Source organism: Salinicoccus siamensis (genome assembly GCF_042429615.1).
Lineage (GTDB): Bacteria > Bacillota > Bacilli > Staphylococcales > Salinicoccaceae > Salinicoccus > Salinicoccus siamensis.
In genome coordinates, this window is sequence record NZ_JBHMAH010000004.1 from 37769 (window position 1) to 59328 (window position 21560).

The window sequence follows — 21560 nt, forward strand, 5'->3', positions numbered from 1 at the left end:
CGTATTGGCGGTTTATAATCTATATTTATAAGTACAGGAACCAGTATTGTGCATAACCATATCCAGAGAGCCGGTGGATGCTGCAAACCGGCAATGCGTGCACAGGAACTCATCCGGTACGAATCAATTCCATGTAGTATAAAAGAGCTGCACTATCAAGTGAATGCGGGTGGTACCGCGGTCGTATACATATATGATCGTCCCATGCCTTATATTGGCATGGGATTATTTATATTCAAGGAGGATTATCATGACGTTCAACCATAAAGAAATTGAAAAGAAATGGCAGCAATATTGGGAAGAGCAGAAGACTTTTAAAACTGAGGATAAAACCGGGAAGGAAAAATTCTACGCGCTGGATATGTTCCCATATCCTTCGGGGGCCGGCCTGCACGTTGGGCATCCGGAAGGATATACAGCGACCGACATCATCTCGAGGATGAAGCGCATGCAAGGATATAATGTACTGCACCCGATGGGTTGGGATGCTTTCGGACTGCCTGCTGAACAGTATGCCATCGATACTGGAAATGATATCCGCAGCTTCAATGAAACGAACATCGAAAATTTCAGGCGTCAGATAAAAGAGCTCGGATTCAGCTATGACTGGGACCGTGAAATCAATACGACGGATCCGGAATACTATAAATGGACACAGTGGATCTTCATCCAGCTCTACAAAAAGGATCTCGCATATATCGATGAAGTGCCGGTGAACTGGTGTGAGGCGCTCGGTACGGTACTGGCGAACGAAGAAGTCATCGAAGGATTGTCGGAGCGCGGTGGACATCCGGTCGTCAGAAAACCGATGAAACAGTGGATGCTCAGGATCACCGAATATGCCGACCGGCTGCTTGAAGATCTCGAGGAATTGGATTGGCCGGAGTCATTAAAGGACATGCAGCGCAACTGGATCGGCAAATCGGAAGGCGCAAACGTACGCTTTGACATCGCCGGCACGGGGGAATCTTTCGAGGCATTCACCACCCGCCCGGACACCATCTACGGCGCAACCTATGCTGTCCTTTCTCCTGAACATGCACTGATCGAAAAGATATGTTCAGATGAACAGATTGAAGCGGTCAAATCATATCAGGAACAGGCAGCGATGAAAAGCGAGCTCGAACGGACTGATCTGGCAAAGGAAAAAACAGGAGTGTTTACGGGCGCATACGCCATAAACCCGCTTTCCGGAGAGGAAATGCCGATATGGATTGCAGACTATGTATTGGCGAGCTACGGCACGGGTGCAATCATGGCTGTACCAGCCCATGACGAGAGGGATTACGAATTTGCCCATGCTTTCGACCTGCCGATCAAAGCAGTTCTTGAAGGTGGGAACATCTCAAAAGAAGCCTATACGGGTGACGGCCTTCATATCAATTCCGGAGAGTTGGATGGCCTCGATAAAGAGGAAGGAATCAAAAAAGCAATCAGCCTCCTCGAGCAAAAGGGGGTAGGGGAGCAGAAGACGACCTACAAGCTGCATGATTGGCTCTTCTCCCGCCAAAGGTATTGGGGCGAGCCGATTCCAGTCATCCACTGGGAAGATGGTACAATGAGTGTCCTGGAAGAGGATGAGTTGCCACTCACCCTGCCGCAGATGGAAAAGATCAAACCGTCCGGTACAGGTGAATCGCCGTTGGCAAACAACGAAGAGTGGGTCTCCGTCACACGTGAAGATGGCGTCAAGGGCCGGAGGGAAACGAATACGATGCCGCAGTGGGCCGGCAGCTGCTGGTACTATCTGAGGTTCATCGATCCCCATAACCCGGATGCCCTTGCTTCCAAGGAGAAGATTGAGCATTGGCTGCCTGTCGACTTGTATATCGGTGGAGCAGAGCATGCCGTCCTTCATCTCTTGTATGCGAGGTTTTGGCATAAGGTGCTGTACGACATCGGTGTCGTCAATACTAAAGAGCCTTTCCAAAAACTCTTCAACCAAGGGATGATACTTGGGGAAGGTAATGAAAAGATGAGTAAATCCAAAGGGAACGTCATCAATCCGGATGATATCGTCGCCTCCCACGGGGCGGATACGCTGAGACTCTATGAAATGTTCATGGGGCCGCTCGAAGCGTCGATTGCATGGAGTGATAAAGGACTGGATGGTGCCCGTCGCTTCCTGGACCGGGTATGGAGATTGTTCATGGATGAGGATGGCAGTGTAAGGGACTCCATCGTCGATGAAGAGACTTCTGATATGACTAAGGTCTACCACGAAACAGTCAAGAAGGTGACTGATGACTACGAGACGCTCAACTTCAATACGGCAATATCCCAGCTTATGGTATTCGTCAACGAAGGCTATAAAAAAGACAAGATAAACAGGGCTTTCGTCGAAGGCTTCATTAAACTCCTGTCTCCAGTTGCACCGCATATAGCAGAAGAACTGTGGGAAAAGATGGGATACACGACCACAATCGCCTACGAAGATTGGCCGGTCTATGATGAATCAAAACTTGTTGAAGAAGAGATCGAAATCGTCATTCAGGTCAATGGCAAAGTGAAGCATAAGATGAATGTGCCAACAGGGGCTTCAAAAGATGATCTGGAACGCATTGCAATAGAATCCGATAACGTCCAACAGGCAATCAGGGATAAGACGGTGCGTAAAGTAATCGTGGTTCCGGATAAACTTGTAAACATCGTAGCCAACTAAAAAAACCCGCTTCCAAAATGTTTTGGAAGCGGGTTTTCTATTGTGCTGCACTGTTGCCGGCGACATAGCCTGTAACAAGTGCACTTGTAATGTTGTAACCGCCCGTGTAGCCATGGACGTCAAGCACTTCCCCAGCAAAATACAATCCTTTCACCAGACGACTTTCCATGGTTTGAGGTACGATTTCCTTAAGGCTTACACCTCCACCGGTCACAAAGGCCTTTTCAATGGACTGGGTACCATCCACATCAAACTCGAAGTGTTTCAGGAACTGGATGATCGCATTGATATTCTCCTTGGACACATGATGCCCACTTAGCGCTGCATCGATACCCAAGGATTCGAGCATAAAGATCACCATACGCTCCTGCATGAGTGGCTTCAGAATGTTCTTCAGGGAGCGGTCCCGATTCTCCCTGATGGCGCGCTCAACTTGCTCCTTCAATTGGCCGGCAGTGGCGTCGGGATAAAAATCGATCGACATTCTTATGGTCTCCGACTTCTGACTCTGCAGCTCTTTATGGACGAACTGGCTGCACCTTAGACTTGCCGGACCACTGATGCCGAAGTGGGTGAAGATCATATCCATGCGATGGGTCACCCGCGGCTTACCATTCTTTTTCAGCACGGAAAGGGCGACGTCAGACAAGCTTAACCCTTTTAATGCACCTGACTTTATGAAAGGCTCCGAAGAAGTGATGGGGACTTCCGTCGGAAAGAGCTCAGTGATTTTATGTCCTCCCTGTTCTGCAAAGCGGTGTCCGTCACCGGTGGAACCAGTGTGTGGTACGCTTTTGCCGCCTGTGGATACAATGACTGACTTCGCTTTCATGGTACGGCCATCAGTGAGTCTGACGCCCTGCACCGTCTTGTTGTCGGACATGATTTTATCCACGGTCGTTTCAGTCATGATTTCAACCCCATTTTGTTCAAGGGCGTCAAGAAAGACTTGCAGTATGTCTTTTGCCTTGTCCGTTTTCGGAAACATGCGCCCGTGGTCCTCTTCCTTTAAGGCGACCCCCCTGGATTCGACAAATTCGATGATGCTCTCATTATCGAATGTAGAGAAGGGGCCGTAGAGAAATTTGCCATTGCCAGGGATATGCTTGATGATCTCCTCATAGGGGAGGCGGTTGGTGACATTGCATCTGCCGCCCCCCGAAATGAGCAGCTTTTTCCCGAGGGTTTTATTTTTCTCGATCAGCAGCACTTTGTTTTGGGTCTGAGAAGCGGCGAATGCCGCCATGAGCCCACTCACACCACCGCCTATTACAACTGTCTGGTACATCTGTTGTTCTCCTTTTTGTTTAAAACTGTTATGCTTTCGATTATAATGAATATTATTCTTAAAATAAGAGGGTTATAAAATGTCTGATTCAAATAAGCTGGTGCGCGGAACATTTCTGCTCACTATCGCGACAGTCATCACGAAAGTACTTGGTATGCTATACCTGATACCATTCTACAGCATTATGGGCGGGGAGGAAAATCTCGCTCTCTATGGGTATGCGTATACGCCCTACACAATCATGCTGTCTATTGCTGCAGCCGGAGTGCCGGGGGCAGTGTCCAAATACGTATCCAAATACAATGCACTGGGGGCGTATGCCACAAGCCAGAAGTTATACCGGTCAAGTCTGCTCGTCATGATGGCGTCAGGATTCATCGCTTTTTTAATTCTATTCTTGGCGGCACCCTATATTGCAGAACTGCAGACGCTTGCTGCCGGTGACGGTGAACATCGCTGGTCCACCGAAGATATTACCCGCATCATCAGGGTCGTGGGCGTTGCGGTGATCATCATCCCGTTCATGGCGACTTGGCGTGGCATCTTCCAAGGATTCGAGTCATTTGGGCCAACAAGTGCCTCTGCAGTCGTCGAACAGATCTTAAGGATCGCCTTCCTTCTCATCGGTTCTTCCCTTGTGCTCTATGTATGGAGTGGATCTGTACAGACGGCCAATGAGCTTGCAGTGTTTGCAGCATTCATCGGGGGTCTTGGTTCACTGGCGACACTGTGGTTCTTTTGGCGCAGAAGAAAACCCCACATCCAGAAAATGGTCGAGTCGGATGAGACGGATTATGATTTCTCATATAAGGAAATGTATTCTGAAATCATCAGATACGGTATTCCATTCATCATAGTCGGCATCAGCATCCCACTCACTCTGTTCATCGACCAATTGACCCATAATAATGGTCTTGCCCTTGGCGGGGTACCTGAAGAGTTTCATGATGCATGGTTTGGCATGCTGAACCTGACGACGCATAAACTCGTCATGATTCCGACGGCCTTCGCCTCTGCATTTGCTATTACAATCTTGCCGTTCATCACGAAAAACTACCATCAGAGCAATATGAAAAACGTGCATCATCAGATCAAGATGATGGTTTTAATGCTGTTGTTCTTTGCCGTACCTGCAGCAATCGGTATGATGATCCTGGCAGCACCATTGTATACTTCGTTCTATAGCTATAATGAAATGGGCATTAAGATTCTGATGTTCTATGCACCGGTCAGCATCGTCATTTCACTGTTCACAATCACATGCTCCATCCTTCAGGGCATCGATAGGCAGAATCTGACGCTCTATGTCGTTCTGACGATGCTCGCCATAAAAGCGGCAATCAATATTCCGCTTATAATGCAATTCGGCACGGTCGGGGCCGTCATGGGCACCGGCATAGCACTTGGCATTGGTGTCGCGATCAATTTCTACATTATCAGGAAGCACGGTGGGTTCAGCTTGAGGACATTGTTCAGACCACTGGTGGAGATCATGGTCTACAGCCTCGTGATGCTTTTGGCAGTCGAAATTGTATACTATATTTTCATCCTGAATGCCGAGGTTGAGCAGAAACTCAACTCCATCATCATCATGGCCGTCGCAGTCCCGGTAGGGGGCATAGTCTATATGATACTCTCCTTCAAAACCGGGCTGGCTGATGAGATACTCGGAAGCAGGGCAGATAAGATACGCAAAAGATTGAAGGTGCTATAAATGAGACTCGACAAGTATTTGTCGAATGCCGGCTTGGGCAGTCGGAATGATGTTAAAAGGTTCATCAGGAAAAAACATGTCGCAGTCAACGGTAAAGTGGTCACGGATCCGAAATCATCCGTTTCAGCCGAAGATACAGTCGAGATTGATGGAGAAGCAATCCAGCTCGAACAATACATCTATTTTATGCTGAATAAACCTTCAGGTGTCATTTCTTCCACTGAAGAAGGCGCCACGTCAACTGTAATCGACCTGATCGACCACCCGCAAAAAGACGAACTCTTTCCAGTCGGAAGACTCGATAAAGATACAACCGGACTGCTGCTGATCTCCAATGATGGCAAACTCGCCCACACTCTTTTGAGTCCAAGGAAAAAACAGCCGAAGACATATATCGCGACGTTGGCAAAAGCGCCGGAAGAAAAAGATTTGGAACTGCTCAGGGAAGGGGTCCCCCTGAAAGATTTTACGAGCGCTCCGGCTCAAGCACACAGGTTGTCTGAGAAGGTCGTTGAATTGACGATCACCGAAGGCAAGTTCCATCAGGTGAAAAGGATGTTCGGGTACCTGGAAAATGAAGTCATTGCTCTTGAGCGCATTTCATTTGCCGGCTTGGAGCTGGATGGGACTTTAGAACCTGGGGAATACAGGCGGCTCAAAGAAAATGAAATTGCTTTGTTGAGAAACGTTTAACAAATATGCCAATGGGTAAATATCAATCAGTGGACGACTACAAAATAATATGACAAGAGGTGTTTTAAATGGCTAGAAAAACAGGTGGATTGCTGAAAGTTGCAGCTATGCTCGGCCTTGCTGTAGCTGCTAAGCAACTTTCCAAGAAGGAAAACCGTGATGCAGTGAAGAATGAATACAGCAAAGTGAAAGAAGATCCTAAAAGCTATGCCCAGGATGTACAGGACAAACTTTCAAAACAGGCTGGAGAATACCAGGAAAGAGCGAAGAGTGAATATGACCGGGTGAGACAAGATCCGAAGGGTTACGCTCAAAATGTGCAGGAAAAAGTGAATAAACAAGCTGCTGAGTATCAGGAGCGGGCAAAATCCGAAATCGAGAAAGCTAAAGAAGACCCGAAAGGATATGCCCAGTCAGCACAAGAGAAAGCCAAATCAAGAATGAACAAAGATGAATCGAAAAATTCAGACGATGGTTCGGACGGCAATGACAAAGTTTCTGCAAGCCAGGGCAAAAGTAGTGTGTCCGGTGAACACTCCACAAAACCTGATAGGATGGATGCAGAAGGTCAGCTGACTGATGAACAGATGAACAATGAGTGGATTTCAGAGGGCGGCATCCACCCGCAGGAACATCTGCAGGATGATGTTAGCCACGGTGAGTTGAATAAAGACGAAGCAAAAGTGATTGAAGGGCTAGAAGACGAAGAAAATGTTGATGTGGTACAAGACGAGGGTGAAATGGACGGCAACCATAACATCCACGTCGTCACAGATGAAGGCCTACAATCAAAAAATAAAAATAAGTAATAAGAACGGGGACACGTGAGATACACGTGTCCCCTTGTTTTTGTGGTTTCTTTTCTTTATCATTAAGCTAAAGATTGCGTCATATTTTATGGGGGTTGTCATCGATGGATTATAAATCGTTAGTAGAATTACATAGGGAAGCACTGATCAATGACCTTAAGGGGCTGCTTGAGATAGAGAGTGTAAAGGGAGAAGCTGTAGAAGGCGCACCAGTCGGCACTGGACCGAAACAAGCATTGGACTACATGATGGAGCTTGGCGAAAGAGATGGTTTCCTGACCAAGACCGTCGACTCGATAGCGGGGCATATCGAAGCGGGGAAGGGAGGACCGCTGTTTGGAATATTGGGGCATGTCGATGTGGTTCCGCCAGGTAGTGGCTGGGATTCCGAACCGTTTACGCCAAAAGTTGTGGATGGCACAATTGTGGCCCGTGGCGTGCAGGACGACAAAGGGCCGACAATGGCTGCCTATTACGCAATGAAGATACTCAATGAACAGGAACTGCCCTTCAAATATCGGACGCGTCTGATCATCGGCACTGATGAGGAATCCGATTGGAAATGTACAGAAGCCTACTTCAAGTCAGAAGAGATGCCTGAGGCCGGATTTGCGCCGGATGCTGCATTTCCACTTATACATGGGGAAAAAGGCATCTCTACATTCAACCTTGTGCAAAAGAATCTCCAGGTTGATGAAACTGAGCCGAACATCGAGTTGAAGGTGCTGATTTCAGGCGAGAGATATAATATGGTGCCTGAAGATGCAGAAGCCAAGCTCAAAGTCCTCCAGAACATGAGTGAAGTGATCCAGTCGTTTGAAGACTTTTTACGCGAAAATGAGGCAGAAGGTAATTATGAAGTGGATAACGGATTCCTGAAGCTCGGCATCCAAGGAAAAAGTGCGCATGGGTCTACACCAGAGGCAGGAATCAACGCTGGACTTATACTGATTGATTTCCTGTCGAGATTGAATATGGATGATAATGCGGAGAGCTTCGTAAGTTTCGCCACTGAAAGACTGGCAGGCAGCACCGATGGTTCATTGCTCGGCATGGATGCCTCCCATCCGGAACTGGGGGAGACGAGCGTCAATGTCGGAATGATCAACTACACGGAAGTGGATGGTGGCGTCTTTGGTGTCAATCTGAGATATCCCGAAGGCCTCGATTTTAAGGCAGGGGTGGAAAATTTGGATGCAGAGATCATGGAACAAGGCTTTACTGTCGAAGATGTCGACTTCCAGCCTCCCCACTACGTGGATAAAAATGATCCTCTAGTTAAAATACTTACAGAGACATACCGGAACCATGTCGAAGATGAGTCTGAACCATTCACGATAGGTGGGGGTACATATGCGAGGGTACTCGAGAAGGGTGTTGCATATGGGGCCATGTTCAATGATACGGAAGATACTATGCATCAGAAGAATGAACGGATGAAAATAGAAGAGTTGCTGTTGGCCACCGAAATCTATCTGGAAGCATTGCATAGAATATGCATAAAGGGTGAATTGGATGAAAATTAGTTATTATAACGGTGAATTTAAGCAAGATGCAGATATCTCGATTGACTATAATGATAGGGCATTTTATTTCGGAGATGGCGTCTACGAAGTCATCCGGCTCTATAATGGTGTCTTCTATACACTTGAAGCACATATCGATAGGCTTTTCAGAAGCATTGAAAAGATAGGGATCAAAGGGATCGAGCGCAATGAAATCATGGAGATCATAGCTGGACTGCAGCAGCAGAACCAAATAAGCAATGGCTATATCTATCTTCAGGTATCAAGAGGTATAGATGGCAGAAACCATTCTTTCCCGGTTAATACGCCTCCTGTGGTTATGGCATATATGAATACGATTGAAAGTTCTGCCGCGCAAAATGAAGAAGGGGCAGCCATCATCACATCTGAAGACTACCGCTGGTTGAAATGCGATATCAAAAGCCTCAACCTGCTGCCGAATGTACTGGAAAAGCAGCGTGCTGTAGAACAGGGGGCCAAAGAAGCGGTATTGCACCGCAATGGCACTGTTACGGAAGGAACCTCAACAAATGTATTCATCGTCAAGGAGGGCACCTTGTATACTCATCCGGCGGACAACTTAATACTGAATGGCATCACCAGACTTTCAGTACTCGAAATAGCTGATGAACTGGAGGTCCCAGTAAAAGAAGAAAGTTTTACGTTGGCTGACCTTGCTGCAGCTGATGAAGTATTCATTACAAGCACAACTTTGGAAGTGCTGGCGGTAGACAGCGTTGATGGACAAGCGGTCGGTGAAGGACTTAAAGGTCCGATGACGATGCGAATCCAAGAAGCCTTTCAAAAAAAGACCCAAAAATTAAACATGTCCAAATAATGTTAAACTGAAAAATTACTCTAATTATTTTTTATTCCTTCAACGCTTGCACTGTATGGATTTGAGGGTGCCGGACATCCAGTTATCAAAATCGGTTCGACGATAGTTCTTGAAATAAGCGGTGAAACACTATAAAATTTATAACACGAACAGAAATCTGCGCTATCTTATTCTTGAATATTTAGCGCTTTTTTCTTTGATGATGAAAAGAGGTGTGGAATTTGGAGCATTTCTATCAGCTCGGCTGGACACTAGACCCCGTCGGTGGTGCCTCCGGTGAAGCCTATAAGGCGGAACAGGATGGCAGGAAACTCTTCCTGAAACGAAATGCCAGCCCTTTCCTTGCTGCGTTGTCTGCTGAAGGCATCGTTCCGAAGCTGGTCTGGACAAAAAGAATAGAGACCGGCGAAGTAGTGACGGCACAGCATTGGAAGAATGGCCGGGAGCTGACTCGTGATGAAATGTGCTCGGAGAGGGTCGCTTTGTTGATGAGTAAGATACACTCATCCAATCCTCTTCGCACCATGCTGAAAAAATTGGGCATGAAACCCATGTTGCCGGATCTCCTCCTCAATAAGATCCAAACGTCCCTTTCACCTAAGGTGAATGCCCATCATACTGTGCGGACGGCCATTCAATATCTGGAGAATGAAATGCCGAAGATCGATGAATCCTTCTGCACAGTGTGTCACGGGGATGTCAACCATAATAACTGGTTGCTGTCTGAACAGGACGAACTTTATCTGGTGGACTGGGAAGGCGCGATGATAGCCGATCCGGCCATCGATCTCGGGATGCTGCTATATACTTATGTGGAGCCGGAGGATTGGGAAGAATGGCTTGAGGGTTACGGTAAACCGCTCAATAGAGATTTAAAGAAACGTATGAAGTGGTATACTCTGGTCCAGGCGATCACTATGATCCAGTGGTATGAGGACCATAAGCGGTTTAAGGACATGAACGACTGGATTATCTTTTTGAATAAAGTGATAGAGAGGGACCGCTTCATATAGAGTCATGTTTTATAAGAATCGGTAACAGGTGGTAACTATAATGAGAATGCGTAATAAGCCATGGGCTATGGATTTTCTGAACGAACACGGGCATATCGTGGATACGGATTCGTCCTATGCAGGAAATATTCAGGGTTTTTTCCCTTCAAAGCAACCGATTCATGTGGAAATCGGTACTGGGATGGGGAGCTTCATCATTGAAATGGCCAAAAGAAACCCAGGAATAAACTACGTCGGCATCGAACTTGACAAAAATGTTCTGATCCGTGTAGTCGAGAAGGTGAAGGAACAGGAACTTGATAATATCAAGCTTGTCCTTTTAGATGCCCGCAAACTGGAGGAATATTTCGGAGAAGAGGAAGTGGAAAGGATATATCTCAATTTCTCCGACCCATGGCCGAAAAATCGACATGAAAAGAGAAGGCTTACCCATGAAGGGTTCCTTGAGGGATATAGAAAAATTATGTACAGGGAAGGCCATGTTGAATTCAAGACTGATAACAGGAGTCTGTTCGAGTTCAGTCTGAGAAGCATGAACAATTATGGAATGGCATTTGAAGAAGTCATCCTGGATCTTCATGCTGATGAGCCTCCTGAGAACATACGTACTGAATATGAGAATAAGTTCTCAGCTCAAGGAAATAAAATATACCGGTTAAAAGCATCTTTCTAGGATGCTTTTTTTATGTCGTGTATTTCCTCAATGAATAATGATAAAATGTAAATGGCGCATCGTTTCTCAAGGTATGGAAAATAAAAAAGCCGGGGAACTACAGTTCCACAGCTTCCATCATCTCACCTGTATAAGCATCTGCAGTAAATTGGTAACGCCTTGTCGAATCGCCTGCTCCCGTATGGAAGCGGCCAGTGTAGACATCGCGCTCAAGACCGAGAAACTTTTTCTTTGAAGGGCTATAATCAAGTGAGATGAATGTAATGTCATCATATTGAGCACGTAATTCTGCTAGGATGGCACGGGGGTGGACATTTTTGTTCATCCTGATCCATACAAGGGCAGGAAGCAGCGCAAGAAGAATAGCTATGAAAACCTTTACGTTTCTAGATGGCATTGTATGACCTCCTATCGCAATAATTTTATCATATTTATGTGTCAAATGATCATGAAAAGGGGAATTGTAATGAAAGTCACAGACAACACTCTCGAAAGAATGAAAACATTGACAGAACTTCATGGCGCACCGGGTTTTGAAGATCAGGTACGTGCTTACATGAAACAAGAAATGGCGCCTTTGGCGGATGACATCATCCAAGATGGCCTAGGGGGCATTTTTGCACTTAAAAAATCCAAAGTGAAAGACGCGCCTAAAGTGATGATAGCAGGCCATATGGATGAAGTGGGCTTCATGATAACCCAAACGACCGACAATGGTCTATTGAAGATCACTCCGCTTGGGGGATGGTCGAATGATGTACTGCTCAGCCATAAGTTTAAAGTAAGAACTTCTGAGGACAGAGAGATCCCCGGGGTTATAGGCAGCGTGCCCGTCCACTTCAGAAAAGGGGACGATAAAGGCAGTATGGTGAAGATCGAAGATATGTTGCTTGATGTTGGAGCAGATAGCCGGGAAGAACTGGAGGAAGTGGGCATCTATCCAGGAGACTCTGTTGTACCAGATGTAGATTTCCAAGTGATGGAAAATGAGGACAAACTTCTCGCTAAAGCCTGGGACAACCGTTACGGCTGTCTGATTGCGATAGAGACGCTCGAGGCACTGGCGGATATTGAGCTTAATTGTGACCTATACGTCGGAGCGAATGTCCAGGAAGAGGTAGGACTCAGAGGGGCAAAAGCAAGCGCCAATATGATAAAACCAGATATCGCGTTTGTAGTGGATTGTTCCCCGGCGAACGACATGATGGGCAAAAATGATGACATTGGCAAATTGGGTGAGGGAACCCTCCTCAGAATAATGGACCGCACAATGATCCTGTCCAAGCCGATGCGCGACTATATGATCAGCACGGCAGAAGAGAACGATATAAAATATCAATACTATCAGTCCCCAGGCGGCACGGACGCAGGTAGCATCCATGTTGCCAATGATGGAGTGGTGAGTGCAGTGGTCGGGATTGTGGCACGTTACATACATACGAGCCATTCAATCATCAACAAGAATGACTATCTCGAAGCGAGAAAGATGCTGATGGAGCTTGTGAAGGGTATTGACGCCCAAAAGGTTGAACAGTTGAGAGGGTACTGATGAGGACGCTCCTTAGAAGATGGTTCATAGATGGCATGAGTTTTATGGCGCTCGGTCTCTTCTCATCGCTGATCATTGGCCTCATCATCGATACCATAGGCACATATATCCCTTATCTTTCAGGTTTTAGGGAGATAGGGGCTGTGGCGATGGGTATGGCAGGAGCTGCTATAGGAGCCGCAATCGGATATGGCTTGAAGGCGCCACCTCTCGTCATCTTCACTGTAGTGGCGATCAGTTACGCTGCCTATGATATGGGTGGGGCTGCAGGCAGTTATATCGCGAGCATTGCCTCCATAGAGATTGCCCGATTATATGCTGGGAGGACGAGAATAGATATCATATTGACGCCGCTGTTCACTCTTATCATCGGATACGGAGTAGCGCGTTTTATTGGACCTGTAATTGGTGATTTCATGACTGGCATGGGCGATGTGATCGTCTTTGCCACAGAGCAGCGCCCATTTGTGATGGGTATGCTGGTAGCAGTCATATTCGGCATTACATTGACGGCCCCATTATCGAGTGCTGCCCTTGCCCTGATGCTTGATATAAGCGGCCTTGCTGCAGGGGCTGCAGTCATTGGCTGTTGCTGTCATATGGTGGGTCTTGCTGTGACGGGGTACCGGGACAATGGTTTTTCTGGCGTATTATCCATCGGCCTCGGCACATCCATGCTCCAAGTGCCTAATGTATTGTTGAATCCATTCATACTTATGCCTCCAATTCTTGCGAGTGCAATCATTGCGCCTATCATGACCGTATTCTTCCCCATGGAAAATAATGCTGCAGGTGCCGGGATGGGCACAAGCGGGCTTGTTGGACAGATCATGACCATAGAAACTATGGGGCCGACGATGGAAGTACTGTTACTTATTCTGATCTTCCAAATTATTTTACCGGCCGTTGTAACTCTGGTATTCTATATCCTGCTTAAACGTATAGGATTGATAAAAGAAGGGGATCAGACACTTAAACTGGGAACATGAGATTAGAATCAGATGCGGAGGTTATTTTATGAATATTTTTCAGCTTAGAGACAGAATCACCGAGAAATTGAAGGAAAAGCGTGATGATTTTAAGACAGCATTTGATCGCGAAGAGGAAATGCTGAGGGTGGAACGCATTGATAATGGTAAAGGATTGGATATCGCATTATCAAAAGCCATAGACAAAGCAAAGAAAGATGATAAATTCGTCGATGAAGTGGTGTATTATATCGATGAAACGCTCGAGCGCATGAAAGAAGGCGAATTGACACTCGATGAGAATGCCATCTATCCTGTTGTAAGGTCAACGAGTTTCCATAAAGAAACTAAAAGTGGGGTACCTTTCATAACGGATGACCACACAAATGAAACAAACATCTATTATGCCCTCGACTTTGAGAAAAGCTACCGTCTGATTGATGAAGAACTGCTTAACTCTTTGGGTATCGATAAAGCAGCTTTAAAGAAACTCGCCTGGAAAAACCTGGAGAAATTGTCCATCAGTTACAAGAAGGATACAATCCAGGAAAATGATTTCTATTTCATCAACCACAATGATGGCTATGATGCCACCAGAATCCTGAATGAAGACTTCCTCGGAGAAATGTACCACAGCATGGAAGGTGAAATGATGGTTGGCCTACCGCATCAGGACGTCCTTATAATCGCGGATGTCAAAAATAATGTAGGCTATGATGTGATGGCACAAATGATGATGCAGTATTTCGCCGAAGGGTTGACACCGATCACGTCGCTGTCGTTCTCCTATGATGGCGACAAACTGCAGCCGGTCTTTATACTTGGGAAACAACAGAACAACAAAAGAGGTAGAGAAGAATGAAATTGACATATAACAGAAAACACGTCGGTGATGTACTGCTTGTTACCTTTGAAAAAACGGATGATCCAATCTATGAGCATCATGATGATGTTACAATCATTAAAAATGGGGACAGGATCATAGGATTGAATATATTCAATGCTTCAAAACATATCACCATGCCTGATGAGGTCAACATAGAGCCCGATGAAAAAATTGTTCAGGAAATCAATAGCCTGCTTGAGAAGAAGGGACTGGAAACAATCCAACCAGATCTATCACCAAAATTCGTAGTCGGAAAAGTGATGCAGAAATCAGCTCATCCGGATGCCGATAAATTGAATGTATGTCAAGTGGACGTCGGTGATGAAACGCTGCAGATAGTGTGCGGGGCACCCAACGTAGATGAAGACCAACTTGTAGTGGTCGCTAAAGTCGGCGCAGTGATGCCTGACGGGATGTATATCAAGCCTTCTAAATTAAGGGGTGTAGAATCGTCGGGGATGATCTGTTCGAAGAAAGAACTCAACCTCGAGGATGATGGTGTCAAAGGGATTTATGTGTTGGACGACAGCTATGAAGTATCACAACCATTTGAAGTTAAATAAGGGTGATGAGAGTGGATAGAGGAAGAAGGAGAAGACGATTCAGTCGTGATTTCGAAGACGACAGGAATCCAAGCGGCGAAAAATTCAGATTTCCGCTGGATCTAGACGACGGGGTGAAGGATAACGAAAGCAGGTCAGATGATTTTGACGAACCTTCAAAAGATCTGATCAGACAACAGCAACAGAAGATTCTGTTGGATGAGCATAATTCCAGGAAACGCCGGCCATCGAAGTTCACGATAAGTAAAGCCCGTGAAGTGCCTTCTGCGATACATGGAACAAAAAAAGATGTCGCGAAAGATCAGAAAGAAGAATCCGAGGCAAAAGAAAAAAAAGATGGAGGCTATGTGTCTCCGCTTGTCGAGGAATTGAAACGCCAGCGCGAAGAACGCGCGCGACGCCAAAAAAAGAAGGCGAAGAACCGGAATAACCAATATCAGGGTCCGCTACAAAAGAAGGGAATGCGAACTGCTTCTGGAAAGCTGACCTACAGCTCAGCTGGAGAAAACGATGGAAACGGGTCTGATGAACAAAACACGGGCAAAGCATCAACTCCTTTTAATGTCATCATGACGCCCTATGACAAAAAGAAATCGCAAAGCGCGCCTAACCGCTCTGTAAAGCGCAGTGGACCAAAAAACACCTTGCCGCCGCTCGAAATTCTGGGACAGCAGCAGGATGCCCAGTATGAGTTGAGGGATGAAGGCCTTGGGGATGTCATCGTTTCAGCGTTCCAAGCCATCGGCGTGCCGACCCGTCTGCGTGATGTCAAGACAAATGGTGTAACCGCCCGCTATGAACTATCGTTGGACCGGAATTTCAGGCTTAATGTAGTCGGTAAGCTAAAAGAACATCTACTGCCATATTTGCCATTTGATGATATGAAGATTATAGCACCGATTACAGGCACATCGAATATCGGGATAGAGTTCATGCTTCCTGAACCTTATCCCATTTCCTTTGCCACCCTCTTTACATCCAGCAGCCTTAAACTTCGTAAAAATGATTATAAGTTTGTCATGGGCAAAACTGTCGACGATCAAATTTTCAGCTTCCTCCTGCCAAAAGCCGGACATATCCTGCTCTACGGTGGAAATGACACAGAGACCTCATCAGTCATCGACAATATACTCGTCTCCCTACTGATGAACCATAGCCCCGATGAACTTCGGATTCATGTGGCTTCTGATAAGACGCATTATGATGCCTACAAGGATTTGCCCCACATGTTCAGCGCACAAAAGCCAATCGGGGACAATACGGTACTGGAAGATGTCCTCAATGAATTGAATAACAGGCATAACCAGTTCAGAAGAGCGAATGTGCGAAACTTGAGCAGCTATAACCAAAGGGTCAGCAATGATGCGAAAAAAAGTGTAATAGCAGTGGTGATTGATGATTTATCTGATTTGTTCGAGTACAATAATCCTGAAGCGATACGGGCAATCGTCCAACTGCTTAAAAAAGGCAAGCCGCTTGGCATGCACTTGATCTTGAACCATTCGAGAAGCGACGTCGGAATCCGATTCGAGCTGCTTCAACAGATGCAGACGCGTCTGTCATTTAGGGATGAAAAGTCGAAGGTGATTGACGGTAGTAATGAACTTGCAGAAGGAAACGATATGCTGGTTCAAATCCCAATTTCCAATCAGCCTGTACGAGTCAACGCAGGTATTTTGACCCCGGAAATCAAGCAGAGGATATTTTCCCACATCAAGGAAATGAGAAAATGAATCAATTTTATGAAAGTGTGGTGGTCTCATGGAAAAATATCATTTTATAGGAATCAAAGGAGCGGGCATGAGTGCCTTAGCACAAGTTCTTCATGATATTGGGCACCAGGTCCAAGGATCCGATATAGAAAAAGAAGTGTTTACAGAATACCAACTTAGAGATAAAGGCATCTTAATATTGCCTTTTAGTGCCGACAACATCGTCGAAGGTGTGACATATATTGCCGGCAATGCATTCAATGATGAGCATGAAGAAATAAAAAAAGCTCGTGAACTTGGGTATCCAGTCATCAGATACCATAAATTTTTATCCGAATTCATGAATCATTTTACATCGATAGCAGTCACGGGGGCCCACGGTAAAACATCGACCACGGGACTTCTCAGCCATGTCATGAATGGGGATGTGGATACTACATTCCTGATAGGGGACGGGACAGGCTTCGGGCTTGAGAGCAGTGAATATTTCGCTTTTGAATCATGTGAATATAAACGCCATTTCCTGAGCTACCATCCGGATTACGCAATTATAACGAACATCGATTTCGATCATCCCGACTACTTCACAGACTTGGATGATGTTATAGATGCATTTTCCGATATGGCTTCCCAGGTGAAAAAAGCAGTCATTGCATATGGTGGAGACCATTATGCACAGCAGATCGACTACCAGGTGCCGGTCTACTTCTATGGGATAGGGCAAGAGTACGACTTCTATGCCGGTAATATAGAGTCAAACAGCAATGGCACGTTTTTCGATGTCTATTTTAAAGGCGAATTCCTGGACAACTTCCTTATTCCCCTCCACGGAGACCATAATGTTTTAAACGCTTTGGCTGTCATAGCCATCAGTTACTTAGAAGACTTGAACATGGCCAATATTAAAGAAGCATTCACCACTTTTGGAGGGGTTAAGAGACGCTTCAGTGAAACCTACCAAGACGGAATGGTGATAGTGGATGATTATGCACACCACCCCCGTGAAATCAGGGCGACTTTGGAAACGGCGAGAAAAAAGTATAGCGGCAGGGAAATCGTTACGGTGTTCCAACCGCATACATTTACAAGAACTGAAAAATTCCTTAAGGAATTTGCAGAAGTATTATCCAGCTCCGATAAGTCCTATATAGTGGATATCTTTGGTTCTGCACGTGAAGACGCCGGCAGCCTATCAAGTCAGGATCTTGTGGCGCTCATACCGGGGGCTGAACTCCTCGATGAAGAAGATATCGGGAAATTGAATATGCACAGAGAAGCCGTAATAATATTCATGGGTGCAGGAGATATACAGAAATATGAGAAGAGATTTACAGAGTTATTATCATAATAGAGATGAAACATGTTTACACCCATATGTTTTGGGTTAATCTTAAGTATGACTAATCAAATATAAATGAATATGGAGGCGTTGGAATGGATTGGCAAATAGTTTTATATATTGCTGCAGGCATTGCTGCAATTGCTTTTCTGATTCTTTGTATCGCACTGGCAGTAGTACTGTTTTCAGTGAAGAAGAATCTGGACCATGTTGCAAAAACACTTGATGGTGTAGAAGGTCAGATACAGGGCATCACTAGGGAATCGACAGATCTGCTTCATAAGACGAACCGTCTTGCTGAAGATGTGCAGGGTAAATCTGCAAAACTCAATTCTGTAGTGGATGCAGTCCAAGGCATCGGTAATTCCATGGGGAATCTTAATGAATCTGTAGATAGAGTAACAAACTCCATCACACATAACATTTCCCAGAATGAAGATAAGATTTCGCAAGTTGTCCAGTGGTCAAACGTAGCGATGGAAGTTGCCGACAAATGGCAGATGAGACAAAAGCGCAACAGTGCTTTTAATACGAAATATTCTACAACAGCGGAAACAGATTCGGATAATCTTCCGGTTGCTGTAAATCGAGCGGTAACAGAAAACGATAATGTAGATGAAGACCGCATTAACGCAGGTCTTGAACAAGATCGTAAATAACAGGAGGTTTATATATGGAAACCTATAACCGTGACCGCCACCTTCATGGTGTTGAAGAGTATGAAGAACAAGTCCATCAATCGACCGGCAGGGATTTTACTGTCGGCCTGGCTATCGGTTTAATTGTAGGGACAGTCGGCGGTTTATTACTTGCACCAAAATCTGGCGATGCGCTTAGGGATGATATATCCGAGCAGACCCAGAAGTTCTCGGAAGGCCTGAACACTGAAACTGGTGAGGGGCAGGGTAGCCTGAAAGATAAGGCTCAAGAGAAGAAGGAAGAGCTCAGCAATAAAGTCAATGAAACCAAAGATGAGATGAAAGCAAAAAAAGGTGAGCAAGAGGAGAAGCAGAGGGTTAAATCCCTTGACGAATCTGCTGTCAAAGCTCAAAAGGATGCAATTCAGGAAGAAGTTCAAGAACCTGGCCGTGACGATGTAAGAACGGTTGATGTATCTAAATTTGAAGAAACACTTGACGGAGATAAGAAATAGTAATAATATGATGGCATTCTTCCACTAACCACATGTACATGCATGTGGTTAATTTTATGAGGTGAAAACATGACTGAACAAAGCAACGATATTGAAAAAGCCATTTTGGATACGGATATTGAATTGCTTGAACTTTTTCAAAAACGGCATGAATTAATGCTAGATAAACCAGCATCCTTCAACATGACTGATCATTTTAAAAGGTTGGAGCAGTTGGCTGGCGATCTCGGTTCACGAGAAGGAATAGAGGCGCTTCTGAATCTTACAGCCGAGGCCAAAAGGGAACCCCCTTTGTTGGTGTCAAGGTCTACCAAAGCCACGGACACTGTTGTGGGAGTCGGCAATGTATCGATAGGTGAAGGTTCTCCTGTACATATTTTCGGGCCGTGCGCAGTAGAATCGTTCGATCAGGTGGCGACAGTAGCAGAACACATGAAACGTAAAGGTTTCGATATTTTAAGGGGAGGGGCGTTCAAACCGCGTACATCTCCCTATGAATTCCAAGGTCTTGGTAAAGAGGGGCTGGAAATACTACTGCAGATCAAGAAGACCTATAATCTGAAAGTGGTCAGTGAGATTGTAGCGCCTGAACATGTTAAACTGGCCGAACCTTACTTGGACATTTTTCAGATTGGTGCGCGCAATATGCAGAACTTCGAATTATTGAAAGCTGTCGGAAGATCCGACAAGCCAGTTTTTCTGAAAAGGGGCCTGAGTGCAACAATAGAAGAATTTATGATGGCTGCCGAGTATATACTTGCAGAAGGCAACAGCAATGTCATATTATGTGAGCGAGGCATAAGGACTTACGAAAAGATGACACGAAATACCCTTGATATCTCTGCTGTACCACTGCTTAAGCAAATGACTCATCTTCCTGTCATGGTTGATGTTACGCATTCAACAGGCGTCAAGGAAATCATGGCAGACTGTGCCAATGCTGCCCTCGCAGCAGGTGCGGATGGCATAATGGCTGAAGTGCATCCAGATCCTGCAAATGCCCTTAGCGATCAAGCTCAGCAAATGACACTTGAGGAGTTTGACGAATTTCATCAAAACATCTCATAACAGTGACTAATTGCTGTTGTTCGTGTTATTATAATACAAAAAGCGCTTTCAGAGAGCGCGCGGGGGTGCAATATGACGGTTACAATATATGATGTTGCCCGGGAAGCCAAAGTCTCGATGGCGACAGTCTCCAGGGTATTAAATGGAAATCCCAACGTTAAACCAGATACCAGAAAGAAAGTCAAAGACGTCATCGAGCGTCTTGATTATCGACCGAATGCTGTAGCACGTGGTCTGGCAAGCAAGAAAACGACAACAGTCGGCGTCATCATTCCTGATATCTCCAATCTATACTATTCCTCTTTGGCAAGAGGATTGGATGATATAGCGGAAATGTATAATTATCAGGTCATCATCACCAATACAGATAATGATCCAGAAAAGGAACGCGATGCCTTTTTGAGCCTCATCAGCAAACAGGTGGATGGCATCGTCTTTTTGGGTGGTGCATTGAATGACGAAACCTTGGATGATATCAAGCGCTCGCATCTTCCTGTAGTCATCTGCGGAACAAGTGAGAAGGATGAAAATCTGCCTTCAGTCAATATTGACTATCACAAAGCAATTAAAGAAGCATCCTTGAAGTTTCTTGAAGAAGGAGCCGCCCAGATCAGTTTTGTCAAGGCTTCCTATTCCGAGCAGCTTGAACAACATATTGAGGAAGGGCTTAAAGCTGCGTACAAAGAAAAAGGGGAAAATTTCAAGGATGAATTGATATTCTCGACTGGTGAAGATTATCAGTCAGGAAAAGAAATATTCGAGAAATTGCGTGCTGTTGAATCTGATGTCATCATTACCATGAGCGATGAGACAGCAATAGGCATTCTTCATGCTTATATGGATGAAGGGTTTAAAGTGCCTACTGATGTACAAATCATCAGCTGCAGCAATACCAGACTGGTCAATATGGCGCGTCCATCCCTATCAAGTATAGCTTTACCGCTTTACGATATCGGAGCTGTCGGGATGAGGTTGTTGACGAAATACATGAAGGATGAACCGATTGAAGAGGCGAATGTCATCCTTCCATACAAAATCGAATATCGGTCCACTACAAAGTAGAAGGACTCAGACAAGCCCTGAAGCGAAAAACGGCCTGGAAATCC

The 21560-nt window shown here is 45.5% G+C and carries 20 protein-coding genes; 18 read left to right on the forward strand and 2 right to left on the reverse strand.

Annotation, left to right across the window (positions count from 1 at the left end):
• Positions 1 to 250: 250 nt before the first annotated feature.
• Positions 251 to 2662 (forward strand): leucine--tRNA ligase, encoded by a 2412-nt coding sequence (leuS, locus tag ACFFLE_RS00925; RefSeq protein WP_380569308.1) that lies wholly within the window; start codon positions 251 to 253, stop codon positions 2660 to 2662.
• 37 nt (positions 2663 to 2699) lie between these two features.
• On the opposite strand, the gene ACFFLE_RS00930 is transcribed toward leuS, so the two are convergent.
• Positions 2700 to 3950: a BaiN/RdsA family NAD(P)/FAD-dependent oxidoreductase gene (locus tag ACFFLE_RS00930; protein WP_380569309.1), complete on the reverse strand. Its 1251-nt coding sequence runs from the start codon at positions 3948 to 3950 to the stop codon at positions 2700 to 2702.
• Between the two features lie 79 nt (positions 3951 to 4029).
• Here ACFFLE_RS00930 and ACFFLE_RS00935 point away from each other — a divergent pair, with 79 nt between their 5' ends.
• The 7 genes from ACFFLE_RS00935 to trmB all read left to right on the forward strand — a co-directional run bounded on the left by ACFFLE_RS00935 (position 4030) and on the right by trmB (position 11216).
• Positions 4030 to 5664, forward strand: a complete 1635-nt coding sequence (locus tag ACFFLE_RS00935; protein ID WP_380569310.1) for a putative polysaccharide biosynthesis protein — start codon at positions 4030 to 4032, stop codon at positions 5662 to 5664.
• On the forward strand, positions 5665 to 6357 hold the full coding sequence (locus ACFFLE_RS00940; protein WP_380569311.1) for a pseudouridine synthase: 693 nt from the start codon (positions 5665 to 5667) through the stop codon (positions 6355 to 6357).
• Positions 6358 to 6425: 68 nt separating this feature from the next.
• The gene (locus ACFFLE_RS00945; RefSeq protein WP_380569312.1) at positions 6426 to 7166 is read left to right on the forward strand and encodes a hypothetical protein; all 741 of its coding nucleotides are present in this window, start codon (positions 6426 to 6428) and stop codon (positions 7164 to 7166) included.
• A 104-nt stretch (positions 7167 to 7270) separates the two neighbouring features.
• Positions 7271 to 8692, forward strand: coding sequence for a dipeptidase PepV (gene pepV, locus ACFFLE_RS00950; protein WP_380569313.1), 1422 nt, complete (start codon positions 7271 to 7273; stop codon positions 8690 to 8692).
• The gene (dat, locus tag ACFFLE_RS00955) at positions 8682 to 9530 is read left to right on the forward strand and encodes a D-amino-acid transaminase (RefSeq protein WP_380569314.1); all 849 of its coding nucleotides are present in this window, start codon (positions 8682 to 8684) and stop codon (positions 9528 to 9530) included. Before pepV ends, dat begins: the two co-directional genes overlap by 11 nt.
• A 221-nt stretch (positions 9531 to 9751) precedes the next feature.
• Entirely contained in the window at positions 9752 to 10543 is a 792-nt protein-coding gene (locus ACFFLE_RS00960; protein WP_344702545.1) for a phosphotransferase, read from the forward strand.
• Positions 10544 to 10583: 40 nt separating this feature from the next.
• The gene (trmB, locus tag ACFFLE_RS00965; RefSeq protein ID WP_380569315.1) at positions 10584 to 11216 is read left to right on the forward strand and encodes a tRNA (guanosine(46)-N7)-methyltransferase TrmB; all 633 of its coding nucleotides are present in this window, start codon (positions 10584 to 10586) and stop codon (positions 11214 to 11216) included.
• 97 nt (positions 11217 to 11313) lie between these two features.
• Here trmB and ACFFLE_RS00970 read toward each other — a convergent pair whose 3' ends face one another.
• Positions 11314 to 11613, reverse strand: a complete 300-nt coding sequence (locus ACFFLE_RS00970; RefSeq protein WP_380569316.1) for a hypothetical protein — start codon at positions 11611 to 11613, stop codon at positions 11314 to 11316.
• A gap of 69 nt (positions 11614 to 11682) precedes the next feature.
• Between ACFFLE_RS00970 and ACFFLE_RS00975 the strand changes: the two genes are divergently transcribed.
• The 10 genes from ACFFLE_RS00975 (at position 11683) to ccpA (ending at position 21516) form a co-directional block, all read left to right on the forward strand.
• The gene (locus tag ACFFLE_RS00975; RefSeq protein WP_380569317.1) at positions 11683 to 12765 is read left to right on the forward strand and encodes a M42 family metallopeptidase; all 1083 of its coding nucleotides are present in this window, start codon (positions 11683 to 11685) and stop codon (positions 12763 to 12765) included.
• Positions 12765 to 13754 carry a PTS sugar transporter subunit IIC gene (locus ACFFLE_RS00980; protein ID WP_380569318.1) on the forward strand — a complete coding sequence of 330 codons (990 nt, stop codon included), beginning with the start codon at positions 12765 to 12767 and terminating at the stop codon, positions 13752 to 13754. Before ACFFLE_RS00975 ends, ACFFLE_RS00980 begins: the two co-directional genes overlap by 1 nt.
• Before the next feature lie 28 nt (positions 13755 to 13782).
• Positions 13783 to 14595 carry a DUF1444 domain-containing protein gene (locus tag ACFFLE_RS00985; protein WP_380569319.1) on the forward strand — a complete coding sequence of 271 codons (813 nt, stop codon included), beginning with the start codon at positions 13783 to 13785 and terminating at the stop codon, positions 14593 to 14595.
• Positions 14592 to 15182, forward strand: a complete 591-nt coding sequence (gene ytpR / locus ACFFLE_RS00990; RefSeq protein ID WP_380569320.1) for a YtpR family tRNA-binding protein — start codon at positions 14592 to 14594, stop codon at positions 15180 to 15182. The genes ACFFLE_RS00985 and ytpR overlap by 4 nt, the downstream gene beginning before the upstream one ends.
• A gap of 11 nt (positions 15183 to 15193) precedes the next feature.
• The gene (locus ACFFLE_RS00995; RefSeq protein WP_380569321.1) at positions 15194 to 16915 is read left to right on the forward strand and encodes a DNA translocase FtsK; all 1722 of its coding nucleotides are present in this window, start codon (positions 15194 to 15196) and stop codon (positions 16913 to 16915) included.
• A gap of 28 nt (positions 16916 to 16943) precedes the next feature.
• Complete coding sequence (gene murC / locus ACFFLE_RS01000; protein ID WP_380569322.1) at positions 16944 to 18242, forward strand: UDP-N-acetylmuramate--L-alanine ligase; 1299 nt, start codon at positions 16944 to 16946, stop codon at positions 18240 to 18242.
• An 86-nt stretch (positions 18243 to 18328) separates the two neighbouring features.
• Complete coding sequence (locus tag ACFFLE_RS01005; protein ID WP_380569323.1) at positions 18329 to 18892, forward strand: DUF948 domain-containing protein; 564 nt, start codon at positions 18329 to 18331, stop codon at positions 18890 to 18892.
• Positions 18893 to 18906: 14 nt separating this feature from the next.
• Positions 18907 to 19386 (forward strand): YtxH domain-containing protein, encoded by a 480-nt coding sequence (locus tag ACFFLE_RS01010; protein ID WP_380569324.1) that lies wholly within the window; start codon positions 18907 to 18909, stop codon positions 19384 to 19386.
• A gap of 69 nt (positions 19387 to 19455) precedes the next feature.
• A complete protein-coding gene (locus ACFFLE_RS01015) occupies positions 19456 to 20454 on the forward strand; it encodes a bifunctional 3-deoxy-7-phosphoheptulonate synthase/chorismate mutase (protein ID WP_380569325.1) in 999 nt (332 codons plus the stop codon).
• A 72-nt stretch (positions 20455 to 20526) separates the two neighbouring features.
• Positions 20527 to 21516 carry a catabolite control protein A gene (gene ccpA, locus ACFFLE_RS01020; RefSeq protein ID WP_380569326.1) on the forward strand — a complete coding sequence of 330 codons (990 nt, stop codon included), beginning with the start codon at positions 20527 to 20529 and terminating at the stop codon, positions 21514 to 21516.
• Positions 21517 to 21560: the final 44 nt, after the last annotated feature.